Genomic DNA, 13416 nt, shown 5'->3' on the forward strand with positions numbered 1-13416 from the left:
GACTATGGCGGTCATTTTCGACGAGATGACAAGTGCCCTATTCGACGCGCCCAACTTTCCCGTCGTCGCGACGGTGAGCGAGGACGGTAGCGCGCACTCTTCCGTTGTCTGGGCCAAACGCGAAGGTGACACAGTGTTGTTCTGTACGCAACGGAACAACATCAAAGGGCGTAACATCGCGGCCCGCCCGATGGTCAGCGTTTCCGTGTTCGATGTGGAAAATCCTTACCGGTCCGCCGAGGTGCGCGGCCGGGCGGAATTCACGGAGAACGACGTTCAAGAGTTCCTGAATGAACTCTCGATCAAGTACACCGGCATACCCAAGGAGCCGGACGAGTTCGACGACCTGTGCGTTGTGATACGCGTCATCGTGGACAAGATAGTTCCGTTCGCCCTCTGAGTGGTCCGAACCATTAGGCTGGATGATGTGACGATTCGGGCTGTGTTGTTCGACTTCTCCGGCACCCTCTTCCGGCTTGAGCAGGACGAGACCTGGCTGGCCGACCTGACCGACACCGACGGCGCGCGCCTCGATCTGGAGGCGCAGACCGAGCTGATGCGGCGGATGACCGCCCCGGTCGGCAAGGTGGTCGAACTGAACGACGAGTACACCCACGCGTGGGAGAACCGCGACCTCGACCCCGCGCTGCACCGCAAGGTCTACCTCGAGGTGCTCAAGCAGTCCGGGGTGCCGCGCGCCGAGCAGGCCGTGGCGCTCTACGACCGGCTGATCGATCCCAGCCAGTGGACGCCGTACCCCGACACCGAGGCCGTGCTCAAGAGCGCGGCGGGCCGTGGGCTGAAGGTCGGCGTGCTGAGCAACATCGCCTTCGACATCCGGCCGGCGTTCGCGGCACGCGGCTGGGACGCCTACGTCGACGAGTTCGTCCTGTCGTTCGAGGTCAACGCCATCAAACCGCAGCCTGAGGTGTTCCGGATCGCGGTCGGCAAGCTCGGCGTGCCCGCCGAAGAGACCTTGATGGTCGGCGATCACGTCGACGCGGACGGCGGCGCGCTGGCCATCGGCTGCGAGTTCGCGCTGGTCGATCCGCTGCCCACGGCGGAGCGTCCGGACGCGCTACTGGGCGCGCTGCGCACGCACGGAGTGCTCTAACCGGCGACGGGGTGCGACACGGCTCACGCCGAACCCGTACCATTTCGGGGTGGCTCTACACCTCTATGACACCGCGACCCGAAGCGTGCGGGAGTTCCATCCCGCCGTGAGCGGAACGGCGTCCATCTACGTGTGTGGGGCCACCGTGCAGGGCGCGCCCCACATCGGACACGTCCGCGGCGCGCTCAACTACGACGTGCTGCGCCGCTGGCTCGTCCACAGTGGACTTGACGTTTTCCTGGTGCGCAACGTCACCGACATCGACGACAAGATCCTGAACAAGGCGGCCGACGCAGGCAGGCCGTGGTGGGAGTGGGGCGCGACGCACGAGCGCGCCTTCGAGGCCGCCTACGACCAGCTGGGCTGCCTGCCGCCGTCGATCGCGCCGCGCGCGACCGGCCACGTCACGCAGATGGTCGAGCTGATGCAGCGGCTCATCGACGCCGGTCACGCCTACGCGTCCGGTGGCGACGTCTACTTCTCGGTCAAGTCGTTCGACGACTACGGCGCGCTGTCCGGGCAGAAGCCCGACGACATGCAGCAGGGCGAGAGCCTTGGCGAGGGCAAGACCGACCCGCGTGACTTCACGCTGTGGAAGGCGGCCAAGCCGGGCGAGCCGTCCTGGCCGACGCCGTGGGGCAACGGCAGGCCCGGCTGGCACCTCGAGTGCTCGGCCATGGCGACCACGTACCTCGGCCCGTCGTTCGACATCCACGGTGGCGGGATCGACCTGATCTTCCCGCACCACGAGAACGAGCGCGCCCAGTCCAACGCGGCGGGCGACGAGTTCGCCAGGTTCTGGCTGCACAACGCCTGGGTGACCATGTCCGGCGAGAAGATGGCCAAGTCGCTCGGCAACACCGTGGCGATCCCGGCGATGCTGGAGCGGTACCGGGCGCCCGAGCTGCGCTACTACCTGATCCAGCCGCACTACCGGTCGAACATCGAGTACTCGGACGGCGCGCTGTCCGAGGCCGCGACCGGCTACCGGCGCATCGAGCAGTTCCTGCGGCGCGCGGGCGCGGTCTCGATCGGCCAGGTGCCCGCGGAGTTCGCGAAGGCGCTCGACGACGACCTGGCGACGCCCCAGGCGTTCGCCGTGCTGCACAACACAGTGCGTGAAGGTAACGCCGCGTTGGACAGCGCTGATACTTCTAAGGCGCTCGACATCGCCGCCTCCGTGCGTGCCATGGTCGACGTGCTCGGTCTGGACCCGCTTTCGGCGCGGTGGTCCGAGGCAAGCGGCGCAGACGCGCCGTACAAGCAGGCGTTGTCCGACATCGTCGAAGGCCTGCTGAACGAACGGCAGGAAGCGCGCGCCGCGCGCGACTTCGCCCGCGCCGACGCCGCGCGTGACCGTCTGCTGCAGGCGGGCATCGCGGTGGAAGACACCCCCGACGGTCCTAAGTGGACAGTGAAAGAAGCGTAGAAGAGACATGGCAGGCAATTCCCGGCGCCAGGGCGCTATGCGTAAGCCCGGTACCAAGAAGGGCCAGGTCGTCGGCTCGGGTGGGCAGCGGCGCAAGGGTCTCGAAGGCAAGGGCCCGACGCCCAAGGCCGAGGACCGCCCGAACCACAAGGCCTACAAGATGGCCAACGCGGCCAACCGCAGGCAGGAGGCGGCCCGCGCCAAGAAGGCCGACCGCCCCGAGCTGATCGCCGGGCGCAACCCGGTGGTCGAGGCGCTGCGCGCCGACGTGCCCGGTGTCGCGCTGTACGTCGCGCTGAACATCGACGTCGACGACCGCGTCAACGAGGCCGTCCGCCTCGCGGGCGACAAGGGCATCTCGATCCTGGAGATCCCGCGCGAAGAGCTCGACCGCAAGACCGGCCGCGCCATGCACCAGGGCCTCGGCCTGCAGGTTCCGCCGTTCGAGTACGCGCACCCCGACGACCTGATGACCGTGGCGCGCGACTCCGGCGACACCCCGCTGTTCGTCGCGCTCGACGGCGTCACCGACCCCCGCAACCTCGGCGCGGTCATCCGCTCGGCCGCCGCGTTCGGCGCGCAGGGCGTGCTGCTGCCCGAGCGGCGCAGCGCGGGCATGACCGCCGTGGCGTGGCGCACCAGCGCGGGCACCGCGGCGAAGCTGCCCATCGCGGTGGCGACCAACCTGACCCGCCAGCTCAAGGCGTGGGCGGAGCAGGGCCTGATGATCGTCGGGCTCGACGCCGACGGCTCGGTCGACATCGACGAGCTGGACCTGGCGGCCGACCCGCTGGTCATCGTGCTGGGTTCCGAGGGCCGCGGCCTGTCGCGCCTGGTCCGCGAGACCTGCGACGCGACCGTGTCCATCCCGATGGCGGCGGGCGTCGAGTCGCTCAACGCCTCCGTCGCGGCCGGCGTCCTGCTCGCCGAGGTGGCGCGCCGCCGCCGCGTCGCGGGCCGAATCTGAGTCGTGAGCGTTCCGGGCGGTTCTAACCGCCCGGAACGCTCACGAGCCTTTTACGCGGTGTGATAGTGGCGTAGGCCTGCCAGGCGGGCGGCCACCTCGGCATCGCTGGGCAGCGAGGTGCCCGAGACGTAGCGCATGATCCCGTCCCGCGCGGGATCATCGGACGCTTCGACGAAGACGATGGTCTCCTCCACCCCCGGCGCGAAGAGCAGCTCCGAGTCGAGGCCGAACATGGTGTCGAAGTTGGCGTTCTTGGCGTTCCAGAGCGCGAAGACGTCATCCGGCCGCTTGCGCTCGGCCACCAGCAACGCGGCCATGCCCATGCTGTCGCTGAACGACCAGCCGCTCTGGTGCATCAGTGTCTCCTGCGCGAGCAGGTAGACGAGGAAGTCGGCGTCCTCATCGGTGCTGTCATCGAACAGCTCCCGCAAGACCGCGGCGCGCGCGGCGGCATGCAGGTCGGCGGGGGTTTCGTCGGGCGCGGCCGTGAAGCACAGCTCCGCCCATCTGGCACGGTCGCCGCGCCACCAATCCAGTCCACGGGTCGACGGCTCGCTCATGGGGCCTCCCCTGCTTTCGACGGCTTCAGCGTCAAGACTCCAGCCTTCGCCACGGGCTAGCAAGTGCTGGCGTTATCGTCACCGGGAAAGGTCAAGGGGGATCCGCGCCGATGTCGTTCGTCTCGCCACTGTTCCTGTGGTACTTCATGCCGGCGGTCCTGCTCGCCGTGCTGGTGTTCCCGCGTGGCTGGCGCAACGGCATCGTGGCCGTCGGCAGCCTCATCTTCTACGCCACCGGGGCAGGCCCGTTCCTGCTGTTGCTGCTGGCCTGCATGGTCGTGAACTTCTTCGCGGGCCGGTCGCTCGAGCCCAACGAGTGGGACACCAGGCACGCGTTCCGCAGGCGTCTGTTGATCGCGGTCATCACCTTCGACGTCGCGGTGCTGGTCGTCTGGAAGTACGCGGGCTTCGCGACCCAGCAGATCGCCGCCTTCGCCCAGCTGTTCGGCGGCAACTTCCCGGTCGCCAACCTGGTCATCCCGATCGGCATCTCCTTCTACACCTTCCACCACATCTCCTACGTGGTGGACATCTACCGCGGCGAGCGCCGCGCACTGCGCGACATCGTGTCCTTCGCCGCCTACATCGCGATGTTCCCCCAGCTCGTGGCCGGCCCGATCGTCCGGTATCGCGAGATCGCCGACCAGCTCCCCCAGCAGCGTTCCCACCGCCTCGACGACATCGCGGCAGGCTTCCCCCGCTTCGCGCTCGGCCTGTGCAAGAAGACGATCATCGCGGACTCCCTCAGCCCCATGGTCGAGGCCTGCTTCGCCACCCCGCCCAACCAGATGACCTTCGCGACCGCCTGGCTGGGCGCGATCGGGTACACGCTCCAGCTGTTCTTCGACTTCTCGGGCTACTCGGACATGGCGATCGGCCTGGGCCGCATGCTCGGCTTCCGCCTGCCGGAGAACTTCGCTCGGCCCTACTCGGCGGTGACCATCACGGAGTTCTGGCGCCGCTGGCACATGTCCCTGTCGCGCTGGTTCCGCGACTACGTCTACATCCCGCTGGGCGGCAACCGGCACGGCGCGGCGAAGACGTACCGCAACCTGTGCATCGTCTTCGTGCTGACGGGCTTCTGGCACGGCGCGCAGTGGACGTTCCTGGTCTGGGGCATGTACCACGGGGCGCTGCTGATCATCGAGCGCGCTTTCGGCTACGACACGACCCCGGCGTCGGTCCTGGCCCGCGTGGGCCGTCGTGCGCTGACGCTGGTGCTGGTCGTGATCGGGTGGGTGTTCTTCAAGTCCGTGGACCTGGCGCACGCGCTCGGGATGCTCGGGCACATGCTGCTGCCGGACTTCACGGGCCTGGGCGACGTCGTCGAGGCGACGGTGACGAACCAGCGCCTCGTGATCCTGCTGGCGGCGATGGTGGTCGTGTTCCTGCCGTCGCATCCGGTGACCGGGCCGCTGCTGGAGTCGTCGCGTAGCCGTCCCGCGAACGCGCTGCGGATCGGCGTGATGACGGTCGGGCTGGTGTACGCGGCGATCCTGGTGGCGACGGGCACGTTCAGCCCGTTCCTGTACTACCAGTTCTGATCTGCTCAAACGCACCAGGGATACACTTGTTCTCATGAGCGTGAGAGACGACGCACGACGGCTGCTGGAGGCGGTGCCCGAAGATCGGGTACAGCTGGCCAGAGAGCTGCTGCAGACTCTCGTCGACGAGAGTGAAGACACGCGACCCCGTCGCGTCTTCTCCTCCATGGGGATAGGTCACGCCACGTCTGATCTCGGCACCCGAGCCAAGGAGATCGCACGCCACGAACTCGGCGATGGGGAGGCCCGCACAGCGTGATCGTTGTCGACACCGGCCCGATCATCGCGATGATCAACGCCAACGACGACCGACATGCCGAATGCGCGGAGCTACTGGCCACTGTCAGAGGACCACTGTTCTTGCCCGAACCCTTGCTCGGGGAAATCGGCTACCTGCTCGGCACGCGCTGCGGACCCCAAGCGGAAGCCGCCTTCATCCGGGACACGGTGAGCGGCGCCATCGAAGTCGTGTCGCTGACCCGTCCCGATCGGACCCGTGTCGCGGACTTGGTCGAAAAGTACGGCGATCTGCCGCTTGGCACCGCCGACGCGTCGGTCGTCGCTGTTGCCGAGCGGTTCGGCGTGAAGACCGTGGCCACCTTGGACCGGCGGCACTTCACGGTCGTCCGCCCACGACACGCTGACGCGTTCACGCTGCTGCCCTGAGGGTTTCGAACGGGTAACCGCTCGTAACGGCGACGGCGGGCACGGCGACTGACCTCCCACGACAGATCGGGGAGGCCATGACCGTTTCACCGCGTGCGCTGATCATCAGCGCCGTTCTCGTGATCCTCGCGCTCGCCGCGGCCGCGTTCTTCGCGCTGCGCGGCCCGTCGACCACGGCCGCCCCCGCTCCGGCCACGACGTCGTCAGTTCCGGCCAACAGTCCCTGCGCGAACAAGCAGGCGAGCCCGCCGTGCACCAACGACGCGGGGAAGCTCATCGGCGCGAACGGGCAAACGCTCAGCCCGACAACGACCGCGATCCCCACACCCATACCGCTGATCGCGAGCCCCGCCGACTTCACGGTCACGGTGAAGACACTGGAAAAGAAGTGCTTCGGGTCGGCGGGCTGCAACGTCACCTATCGCATCGACCCGAAGACCACGACGCCGTGCTTCCCGTCGTGCACGGTGCTGTACGAGATCATCGGGGGCGAGGACGTGCAGAACGGCAGCTTCACGCTGACCGGGACCACCGCCCGGTTCGACTCACAGGGAATGATCCAGACCAAGTCGTCCAAGGCTGAACTCAAGGTCAAGGTCACCGACGTCCTGCCGAACTGAAGATCGGCGAAAACGGGGTCTCGCAAGGGCTTTGAACACGCGCTGTGGCTAGGCCGTCCGGATGATTTTACTGGTCACGCTAGGTGCTGACGATCTTGTAGCCAGTGCACTCGTGTCAATCACACGAGCCGCCGCCTGGTGGATCGCCTCTGCAGTAAGGATTACCTTGCACGCAGAGTGCAAGTTGCAACCGGTAACTTGGCGGACCGGCAACAGTCGCCCGAATTTCTTATTTCGCGGTTAACACGCAAAGCGTAGAGTAACTCCCCGCGCTCGAACAGACACTCTCAGCACTCGTCCGTTCGGGTGGCCATCGAGGAGGTGACCGAAGTGTCCGCGGAAGCCAAAAGGCTCCGCAGTAGCCCACTGCAAGAGATCTTCTGGACCAGAACGAATCTGCTTCTACTGGTGCTGGTCGTGATCTCCGGCTCGAGCCTGTGGATCTCCAGCTCGATGTCGGCCGGCGCGGCGAAAACGCTGTTGAACGCGCTCGGCACCGGGACGCTGATCTCCGCCGTGGTCGGCTTCGGCCAGACCCTGATCACGGCCAGCGCTTCGCAACGGGCTCTGGTGGCGCCGGTGATCGAGGAGAGCCGTCGCGCGCTGCAGGAGCTCAGTGCCGAATACCGTTCGCTGAACAACGAGTTCTTTCCCACCGATGTCTTCGAGGCGACCACCCATCCGGACCCCAAGTTCAACCGGGTGATGATGGCCGACCTGAACGCGACCCGGCAGTACTTCTTCCGCGGGTTCTCGGGACGGCACGCGGCGGCGCGGCTGCTGCTTTCCCGTACCGAGCGGGAACTTCGCGCGGTGATCGCGGATCCGCGTGACGCCAGTTCGATCAACGGGCGTGCGCGTTATCTGCTGCGGCGCGAAGAAGCGGGTGTGGACTACGAATCCATTCAAACCCGTCTGCACGAAGAGATCTCGATCGGACTGGTCGGGCTGTACCTCGCGCGCAGCCGGTGCGCGCAGGTCGACATCACCGTCGTCGCCGACCCGCCGCTGGACCGGCTGGAGATGTTCGACGAGAGCGTCTGGCTGACCCTGTACAGCGACATCGGCGGCGCAAGCACGCTCTACCCGAGAACGTTGCGGTTCACCGAGGGCTCGTTCATGTACAACATGGAGCGCACCGAGTTCCTGCGCGTGTGCAACTCGCGCACCGGCCGCCATTTCCAGATCACCCCGGACACCAGCCGCCGCGATTTCCTCGCCCTGTTCGAAAAGATCACCGGCAACACACTGACCGAGGAGCAGTTCCTGGAACTGGAGGCCAAGTTCCACACCTTCCGCCGGGAGTTCTCCACCATCGCCGAGCTGGGGAGCTGATCGTCTTGCTCACCCGTGTGTCCGTACTCGACCAACTCGCGATGCAGCTGCGCGACGCCGATTTCCCGTTGACCGACAACTGGCACCTCGTCGACGACTGGTTTCGGCCATGGGCGGCCCAGCCGGGGCTGCGGCAGGCATTGCGCAGGCACGTGCGCACCCTGCAACCGGAACCGGCGTTGACCGTCGCGAGCAAATCGCGTGAGACGACCACGCATTTCGCCTGGTGCCTGCTGGACCGCCCGGAGGATCCGTTCTCCTTCTGGCTGCACGAATACAAACCCCAGCAGGACTGGCGGCATGGTTACGCCGATTCGGTGCACAATCACAGGTACCACTTCTGCACCACGATCCTCCGCGGTAACTACGTCCATGAAAGATACGACGCGGAACTGGATCCCAAAACGGGCCTGATCTCTTCGGCGACGCTGCGCCAGCGCGCGGTCTGCCTGGTCGGCGCGTCGGGATCGCTGCAGGCCGACGAATTCCACCGGATACCGACCGCGGCCGAAGACGCGATGACCTTCCTGGTCAAGTCGCGCGCGGTGCGCGAATCGAGCCTTTCCTATGACCCTTCGACAAGGATCAGTCACCGGCATGTTCCGGTTGAGGTCCGATTGGGGGACCTAGCTAGGCGAATTTAGCTACCCGTAGCTACACAGCGGCGTCGAATACGCCTACCATTACTCCACCCGCCTGCCAGAAACCGGCCGGGATCGGAGAGGTGTATGCGCGCCCAAAAGAGCACGGTGTCGAATTCGATCATCGATATCGTCGAACAACGTGTCCATCAGCTGTGCTGGAAGTACGCCGAGAGCCTGCCATTCCACGGCTGGCACCACGTGAATTTCGTCCGCACCAAAGCGGTCGGCTTCGCACAATGCAACGGTGCGGACGTGTCAGTCGTGGAAACCGCGGCGCTCGTCCACGACGTGAACTACATCGTGCTGAAGAACTCCCCGGCCGCCGCAGGCCGCGAGCTCCGCCTCGGCATCCTCCTGGAGGCCGGCGTCGAGCCCGCGGTCGCGCGCTGGATCGACGAACTCGTCGACGAAGCCGAGATGGCCAACCGCGGCCCGCACATCTCGTTGGAGGCCCAGGCCCTCTCCGACGCCGACACGCTGTTCAAGGCGCTGCCGGTGACGCCGGTCGTGCTCGCGCACCGCTACCTGAGCGAGAACAACGTGAGCCTGCGCGAGCTGGCCCACAAGATCGTCGGCGAGCAGGCCGACGTCCACGACGACGGCTACTACTTCTACAACCCCGAGGCCGCCGCCTCCTACTCACGCTGGGCAGGCGCCAACCTCGAACTCTGGCGCTGCATCAAGGACGCCGTCGACGACCCCACGGTCGCCGAACTCCTGGACGCGGTCCACGGCGTCACCGCCTCAGCCGCCTCCTAGCCGGGCCTGCCCACCTCCCGAATGCGTCGTTCGGTCCTTGCCAGGTGCCGAAAGACGCATTGGGGACCTGGGAGGGACCGAAAGACGCATTGGGGCTCTGCCAGGTACCAAAGGACGCATTCGGGACCTACCAAGGACCGAAGGACGCATTCGGGACATCCCAGGTCGCCAATGCGTCTTTCGGGAGGTGCAAGCCCGAGAGGGGCGTTCGTCAGGTGTGGTAGCCCGAAAGCCACTTTCGTCAGATCGCATCTGACGAAAGTGGCTTTCGGGGGATGGGACCTGGCGAACGCCCCTTTCGGGCTTTCAGGACTGGGGTTTGGCCGGGATGGGCTTGGCCGGGGTGGGTTTGGCGGCGGGTTTGGGTGGGGCGTCTTCGCCGGGGGCGAGTGCGCGGATGGCTTCCTGGACCGCGAGGTCGGTGGCGGCGAGGCGGTCGGCGACGTTGGCCTTGAGGGCGAGGGTGACGCGCTGGCGTTCCTCGGCTTCGGCGAGCTGGCGGTTGGCGTCGGCGAGCTTGGTGGCGGCCTCGGCCTCCAAGGCCTTGATGCGCTCGGTGGCCGCGCGCTCGGTTTCGGCGATGCGGGTGGAGAGTTCGTCGGTGGCCTTCTTGTCGGCCGCGTGGCGGCGTTCGAGGGCTTCGTCGTCGAGTTTCTCGCGGTAGGCCTTGGCCTCGTCGGCGAGGCGCTGGTTTTCGGCGCGGCCGTCGGCCATGAGCTGTTCGTGCTCGGCGGCGCGCTCCTTGGTGAGCTTGTCGATGGCGCGGCGGCTCTCGTGGGAGTACTTGTCGGCCTCGTCGCGGGTGGACGCGGCGTCGGCGTCGGCGCTCGCCCTGAGTTCGGCGATCTCCTCCTCGGCGAGCTGCATCATCATGCGGACGCGCTCGGCCATGGCGCCGGCGCCGGACGGGCTCGCGGTCATGCGGACCAGCGCGGCCTTGGCGTCGGCGAGCTCCTTCTGCGCGTAGCTGAGCGCCTTGGACAGCTCGCCGGAGGTGGCGACGGCCTCGTCACGGTTCCGCGAGGTCTTCTTGAGTTCGGCCGTCAGGCTCGCTAGACGCTCGTCGACCTGCTTCTGGTTGTACCCGCGCACCGCGACGGCGAAGTGGGCAGGTTCGGCGGACTTCTCAGAGGTGTCAGCAGCGACCATTGCGCAACTCTAGTGATGCACCTCCCATTTTCTCGTACCGCCAAACGGATGCATTACGACGTTTGGTCCACTCCGGACGGCCATGGCATGCTCCACGGTATTGACGGGCCGTAAGGGAGGTCGTCGTGAACGTCCAGGCGATCCTCGATGACCTCGGTGAGCACTGGCACGTCTATCTGACGATGCCGTTCATCGCCGCGCTGATCGGTTACCTGACCAAGCGCGTCGCCATCGAAATGATGTTCAAGCCGCTCGAATTCGTTGGCATCAAACCGTTTCTCGGCTGGCAGGGGGTCATCCCGGCCAACGCGCGGCGCATGTCTACCACCGCCGTCGACCTGCTGACGAAGAATCTGGTCGATCCGAGGGAGATCTTCTCCAGGCTCGATCCGCAGCGCATGGTCGAGGAGCTGGAGGAGCCTCTGCTCAAGGCCGTCGAGGACGTCACCCGCGAGGTCATGGAGCAGCATCAGCCCAGACTGTGGGAGCTGCTGCCCGCACGCGCGCAGCAGATGCTCGTCAACCAGGTCCGCGCGCAGGCCCCCAAGGTCGTCGAACGGCTCATGCGCGAGATCTCGACGAACATCGACGAGGTGCTCGACGTCAACTCCATGCTGATCGAGGCCATGGTCCGCGACAAGGCGCTGACCTGCCGTCTCATCAAGGACGTCGCGGCGCCCGAGTTCAAGTTCATCGCGCGCTCCGGCATCTATTTCGGGTTCGTCATCGGCCTGGTGCAGTTCGTCGCGTGGGCGCTGACCAAGCAGCCGATCATCATGCCGGTCTTCGGTTTCTTCACCGGACTGGTGACCGACTGGCTCGCGCTCAAGATGATCTTCTACCCGCGTGAGCCGCGCGGTTTCGGCTTCTTCCGCTGGCAGGGCATGTTCCAGAAACGCCGCCGCCAGGTCGCCGCCGACTACGGCGCGCTGATCGCCGAAGAGGTGCTCACCGTCCGCAACGTGATGGAGGCCGTGCTCACCGGGCCGAAGTCGGACAAGCTGTTCGCGATGATCCAGCGCGAGGTGCAGCGCACGATCGATCAGCAGGCCAGCATCGCGAAGCCGATCGTCGCGCTGACCGTCGGCGGCAAGGAATACCAGCAGATGAAACGCGCCGCGGCGGCCAAGGCGATCGAATACCTGCCCGAAACGGTCAAACACGTCGAGGGTTACGCGACCGACGCGCTCGACGTGCGCAACACGATCGTGGAAAAGATGCAGCAGCTGACCCCGATCGAATTCGAAGGCATCCTGCGACCCGCGTTCAAGCAGGACGAGTGGAAGCTGATCGCGGTCGGCGCGATCATCGGCGGCCTGGTGGGTGAACTCCAGGTGCTGTTGCTGCTGCACTGACGTGACGTTCACCGCGTGCGCTGCGAAACCACGCGCGGTGACCGCTACGGTTTGCGGGTGAACAGCCTCGGTGAGCACTGGCAGGTGTACGTCACCATGCCGTTCATCGCCGCGCTTATCGGCTACGTGACCAAGCGGGTCGCCATCGAGATGATGTTCAAGCCGGTCGAATTCGTTGGTATCAAGCCATTCCTGGGCTGGCAGGGCGTGCTGCCGGCCAACGCGCGGCGGATGGCGAGCACGGCGACCGAAATGCTCACGCACAATCTCGTCGATCCCAAGGAGATCTTCTCCAGGCTCGACCCGGAACAGGTCGCGCGTGAGATCGAGCAACCGCTGCTGCGTGTGGTCGAGGACGTCACGCGTGAGGTGATGGAGCAGTACCAGCCGAGGCTGTGGGAAGTGCTGCCGAACACCGCGCAGGCGCTGCTGCTCAAGCGAGTGCAGGCCGAGGCGCCGCGCGCGATCGCGAAGATCATGCGCGAGATCGCCGACAACATCGAGGACGTGCTCGACCTGCAGCACATGGTCGTCGAGAACCTGGTGCGCGACAAGACGTTGCTGAACCGGCTGATCCGCGACATCTCTCGCCCGGAGATGCGGTTCATCGCGCGGTCCGGAATCTTCTTCGGGTTCGTCCTCGGCTGTGTGCAGCTGATCATCTGGGCGGCCACGAAGTCACCGATCGTGCTGCCGCTGTTCGGCTTCTTGATCGGCTGGCTCACCGACTGGCTTGCACTCAAGATGATCTTCCTGCCGCGCGAGCCGCGCACCTTCTTCGGCTTCTACACCTGGCAGGGCGTCTTCCAGAAACGCCGTGACCAGGTGGCCGCCGACTACGGCGACATGATCGCACGCGAGATCATCACCATCCCGAACCTGATCGAGGCCGTGCTCAAGGGCCCGAAGTCGGACCGGCTGTTCCAGCTGATCACCCGCGAGGTGCAGAAGACGATCGACCAGCAGGCGAGCATCGTGAAGCCGTTCGTCGCGGTCGCCGTCGGCACCCGCAAGTTCCAGGAGATGAAGCAGACCGCGGCCACCAAGGCGGCCGAGCGCGTGCCGGAGACCATCCGGCACGCCGAGGACTACGCGATCAACGCGCTCGACGTCCGCAACACGATCGTGGACCGCATGCGCAGGCTGACCGCGCTCGAATTCGAACAGCTGCTGCGGCCCGCCTTCCGGCAGGACGAATGGAAGCTGATCGCGGTCGGCGCGATCATCGGCGGGCTCGTGGGTGAGCTCCAAGTCCTCCTTCTGCTGCACTAAGG

15 protein-coding genes are annotated in these 13416 nt (G+C 66.2%); 13 read left to right on the top strand and 2 right to left on the bottom strand.

Translation table 11 applies throughout. From position 1 onward, the window contains the following. Positions 1-4 precede the first annotated feature (4 nt). Genes AB5J62_RS39295 through rlmB form a run of 4 tightly spaced genes read left to right on the top strand, consistent with a single transcriptional unit; the run spans position 5 to position 3510 of the window. A complete protein-coding gene (locus AB5J62_RS39295; RefSeq protein ID WP_091288218.1) occupies positions 5-400 on the top strand; it encodes a PPOX class F420-dependent oxidoreductase in 396 nt (131 codons plus the stop codon). Between the two features lie 27 nt (positions 401-427). Then, positions 428-1114 carry an HAD family hydrolase gene (locus tag AB5J62_RS39300; protein ID WP_370945105.1) on the top strand — a complete coding sequence of 229 codons (687 nt, stop codon included), beginning with the start codon at positions 428-430 and terminating at the stop codon, positions 1112-1114. 49 nt (positions 1115-1163) lie between these two features. Beyond that, the gene (cysS, locus tag AB5J62_RS39305) at positions 1164-2543 is read left to right on the top strand and encodes a cysteine--tRNA ligase (RefSeq protein ID WP_370945106.1); all 1380 of its coding nucleotides are present in this window, start codon (positions 1164-1166) and stop codon (positions 2541-2543) included. Between the two features lie 7 nt (positions 2544-2550). Next, the gene (gene rlmB, locus AB5J62_RS39310; RefSeq protein WP_370945107.1) at positions 2551-3510 is read left to right on the top strand and encodes a 23S rRNA (guanosine(2251)-2'-O)-methyltransferase RlmB; all 960 of its coding nucleotides are present in this window, start codon (positions 2551-2553) and stop codon (positions 3508-3510) included. Between the two features lie 50 nt (positions 3511-3560). On the opposite strand, the gene AB5J62_RS39315 is transcribed toward rlmB, so the two are convergent. Continuing rightward, the gene (locus tag AB5J62_RS39315) at positions 3561-4070 is read right to left on the bottom strand and encodes a hypothetical protein (protein WP_370945108.1); all 510 of its coding nucleotides are present in this window, start codon (positions 4068-4070) and stop codon (positions 3561-3563) included. Between the two features lie 110 nt (positions 4071-4180). Between AB5J62_RS39315 and AB5J62_RS39320 the strand changes: the two genes are divergently transcribed. From AB5J62_RS39320 to AB5J62_RS39350, 7 genes are all read left to right on the top strand, one after another. Further along, on the top strand, positions 4181-5614 hold the full coding sequence (locus tag AB5J62_RS39320) for an MBOAT family protein (protein ID WP_370945109.1): 1434 nt from the start codon (positions 4181-4183) through the stop codon (positions 5612-5614). Positions 5615-5648: 34 nt separating this feature from the next. After that, a complete protein-coding gene (locus tag AB5J62_RS39325) occupies positions 5649-5873 on the top strand; it encodes a hypothetical protein (protein WP_370945110.1) in 225 nt (74 codons plus the stop codon). Then, complete coding sequence (locus AB5J62_RS39330) at positions 5870-6280, top strand: type II toxin-antitoxin system VapC family toxin (RefSeq protein ID WP_370945111.1); 411 nt, start codon at positions 5870-5872, stop codon at positions 6278-6280. Before AB5J62_RS39325 ends, AB5J62_RS39330 begins: the two co-directional genes overlap by 4 nt. A 77-nt stretch (positions 6281-6357) precedes the next feature. Then, the gene (locus AB5J62_RS39335; protein WP_370945112.1) at positions 6358-6900 is read left to right on the top strand and encodes a hypothetical protein; all 543 of its coding nucleotides are present in this window, start codon (positions 6358-6360) and stop codon (positions 6898-6900) included. A gap of 396 nt (positions 6901-7296) precedes the next feature. Next, positions 7297-8235, top strand: coding sequence for a hypothetical protein (locus tag AB5J62_RS39340; protein ID WP_370950460.1), 939 nt, complete (start codon positions 7297-7299; stop codon positions 8233-8235). Positions 8236-8240: 5 nt separating this feature from the next. Then, complete coding sequence (locus tag AB5J62_RS39345; protein ID WP_370945113.1) at positions 8241-8879, top strand: hypothetical protein; 639 nt, start codon at positions 8241-8243, stop codon at positions 8877-8879. 84 nt (positions 8880-8963) lie between these two features. Further along, the gene (locus AB5J62_RS39350; protein WP_370945114.1) at positions 8964-9638 is read left to right on the top strand and encodes an HD family phosphohydrolase; all 675 of its coding nucleotides are present in this window, start codon (positions 8964-8966) and stop codon (positions 9636-9638) included. 306 nt (positions 9639-9944) lie between these two features. On the opposite strand, the gene AB5J62_RS39355 is transcribed toward AB5J62_RS39350, so the two are convergent. Beyond that, positions 9945-10787, bottom strand: a complete 843-nt coding sequence (locus tag AB5J62_RS39355) for a hypothetical protein (protein ID WP_370945115.1) — start codon at positions 10785-10787, stop codon at positions 9945-9947. 125 nt (positions 10788-10912) lie between these two features. On the opposite strand from AB5J62_RS39355, the gene AB5J62_RS39360 reads away from it, so the two are divergent. Together AB5J62_RS39360 and AB5J62_RS39365 are read left to right on the top strand one after the other, a co-directional pair. After that, complete coding sequence (locus AB5J62_RS39360; protein ID WP_370945116.1) at positions 10913-12142, top strand: DUF445 domain-containing protein; 1230 nt, start codon at positions 10913-10915, stop codon at positions 12140-12142. A 96-nt stretch (positions 12143-12238) separates the two neighbouring features. Beyond that, positions 12239-13414 (top strand): DUF445 domain-containing protein, encoded by a 1176-nt coding sequence (locus AB5J62_RS39365; protein WP_370950461.1) that lies wholly within the window; start codon positions 12239-12241, stop codon positions 13412-13414. The last annotated feature ends 2 nt before the right edge of the window (positions 13415-13416 follow it).

The organism is Amycolatopsis sp. cg5, from assembly GCF_041346955.1.
Taxonomy (GTDB): domain Bacteria; phylum Actinomycetota; class Actinomycetes; order Mycobacteriales; family Pseudonocardiaceae; genus Amycolatopsis.

What these genes read in the sequence shown, in the direction of transcription:
- AB5J62_RS39295 (WP_091288218.1), top strand. Translation starts at nt 5, where the DNA reads ATGGCGGTCATTTTCGACGAGATGACAAGTGCCCTATTCGACGCGCCC.
- rlmB (WP_370945107.1), top strand. Translation starts at nt 2,551, where the DNA reads ATGGCAGGCAATTCCCGGCGCCAGGGCGCTATGCGTAAGCCCGGTACC.
- AB5J62_RS39315 (WP_370945108.1), bottom strand. Translation starts at nt 4,070, where the DNA reads ATGAGCGAGCCGTCGACCCGTGGACTGGATTGGTGGCGCGGCGACCGT.
- AB5J62_RS39320 (WP_370945109.1), top strand. Translation starts at nt 4,181, where the DNA reads ATGTCGTTCGTCTCGCCACTGTTCCTGTGGTACTTCATGCCGGCGGTC.
- AB5J62_RS39325 (WP_370945110.1), top strand. Translation starts at nt 5,649, where the DNA reads ATGAGCGTGAGAGACGACGCACGACGGCTGCTGGAGGCGGTGCCCGAA.
- AB5J62_RS39335 (WP_370945112.1), top strand. Translation starts at nt 6,358, where the DNA reads ATGACCGTTTCACCGCGTGCGCTGATCATCAGCGCCGTTCTCGTGATC.
- AB5J62_RS39350 (WP_370945114.1), top strand. Translation starts at nt 8,964, where the DNA reads ATGCGCGCCCAAAAGAGCACGGTGTCGAATTCGATCATCGATATCGTC.
- AB5J62_RS39355 (WP_370945115.1), bottom strand. Translation starts at nt 10,787, where the DNA reads ATGGTCGCTGCTGACACCTCTGAGAAGTCCGCCGAACCTGCCCACTTC.
- AB5J62_RS39365 (WP_370950461.1), top strand. Translation starts at nt 12,239, where the DNA reads ATGCCGTTCATCGCCGCGCTTATCGGCTACGTGACCAAGCGGGTCGCC.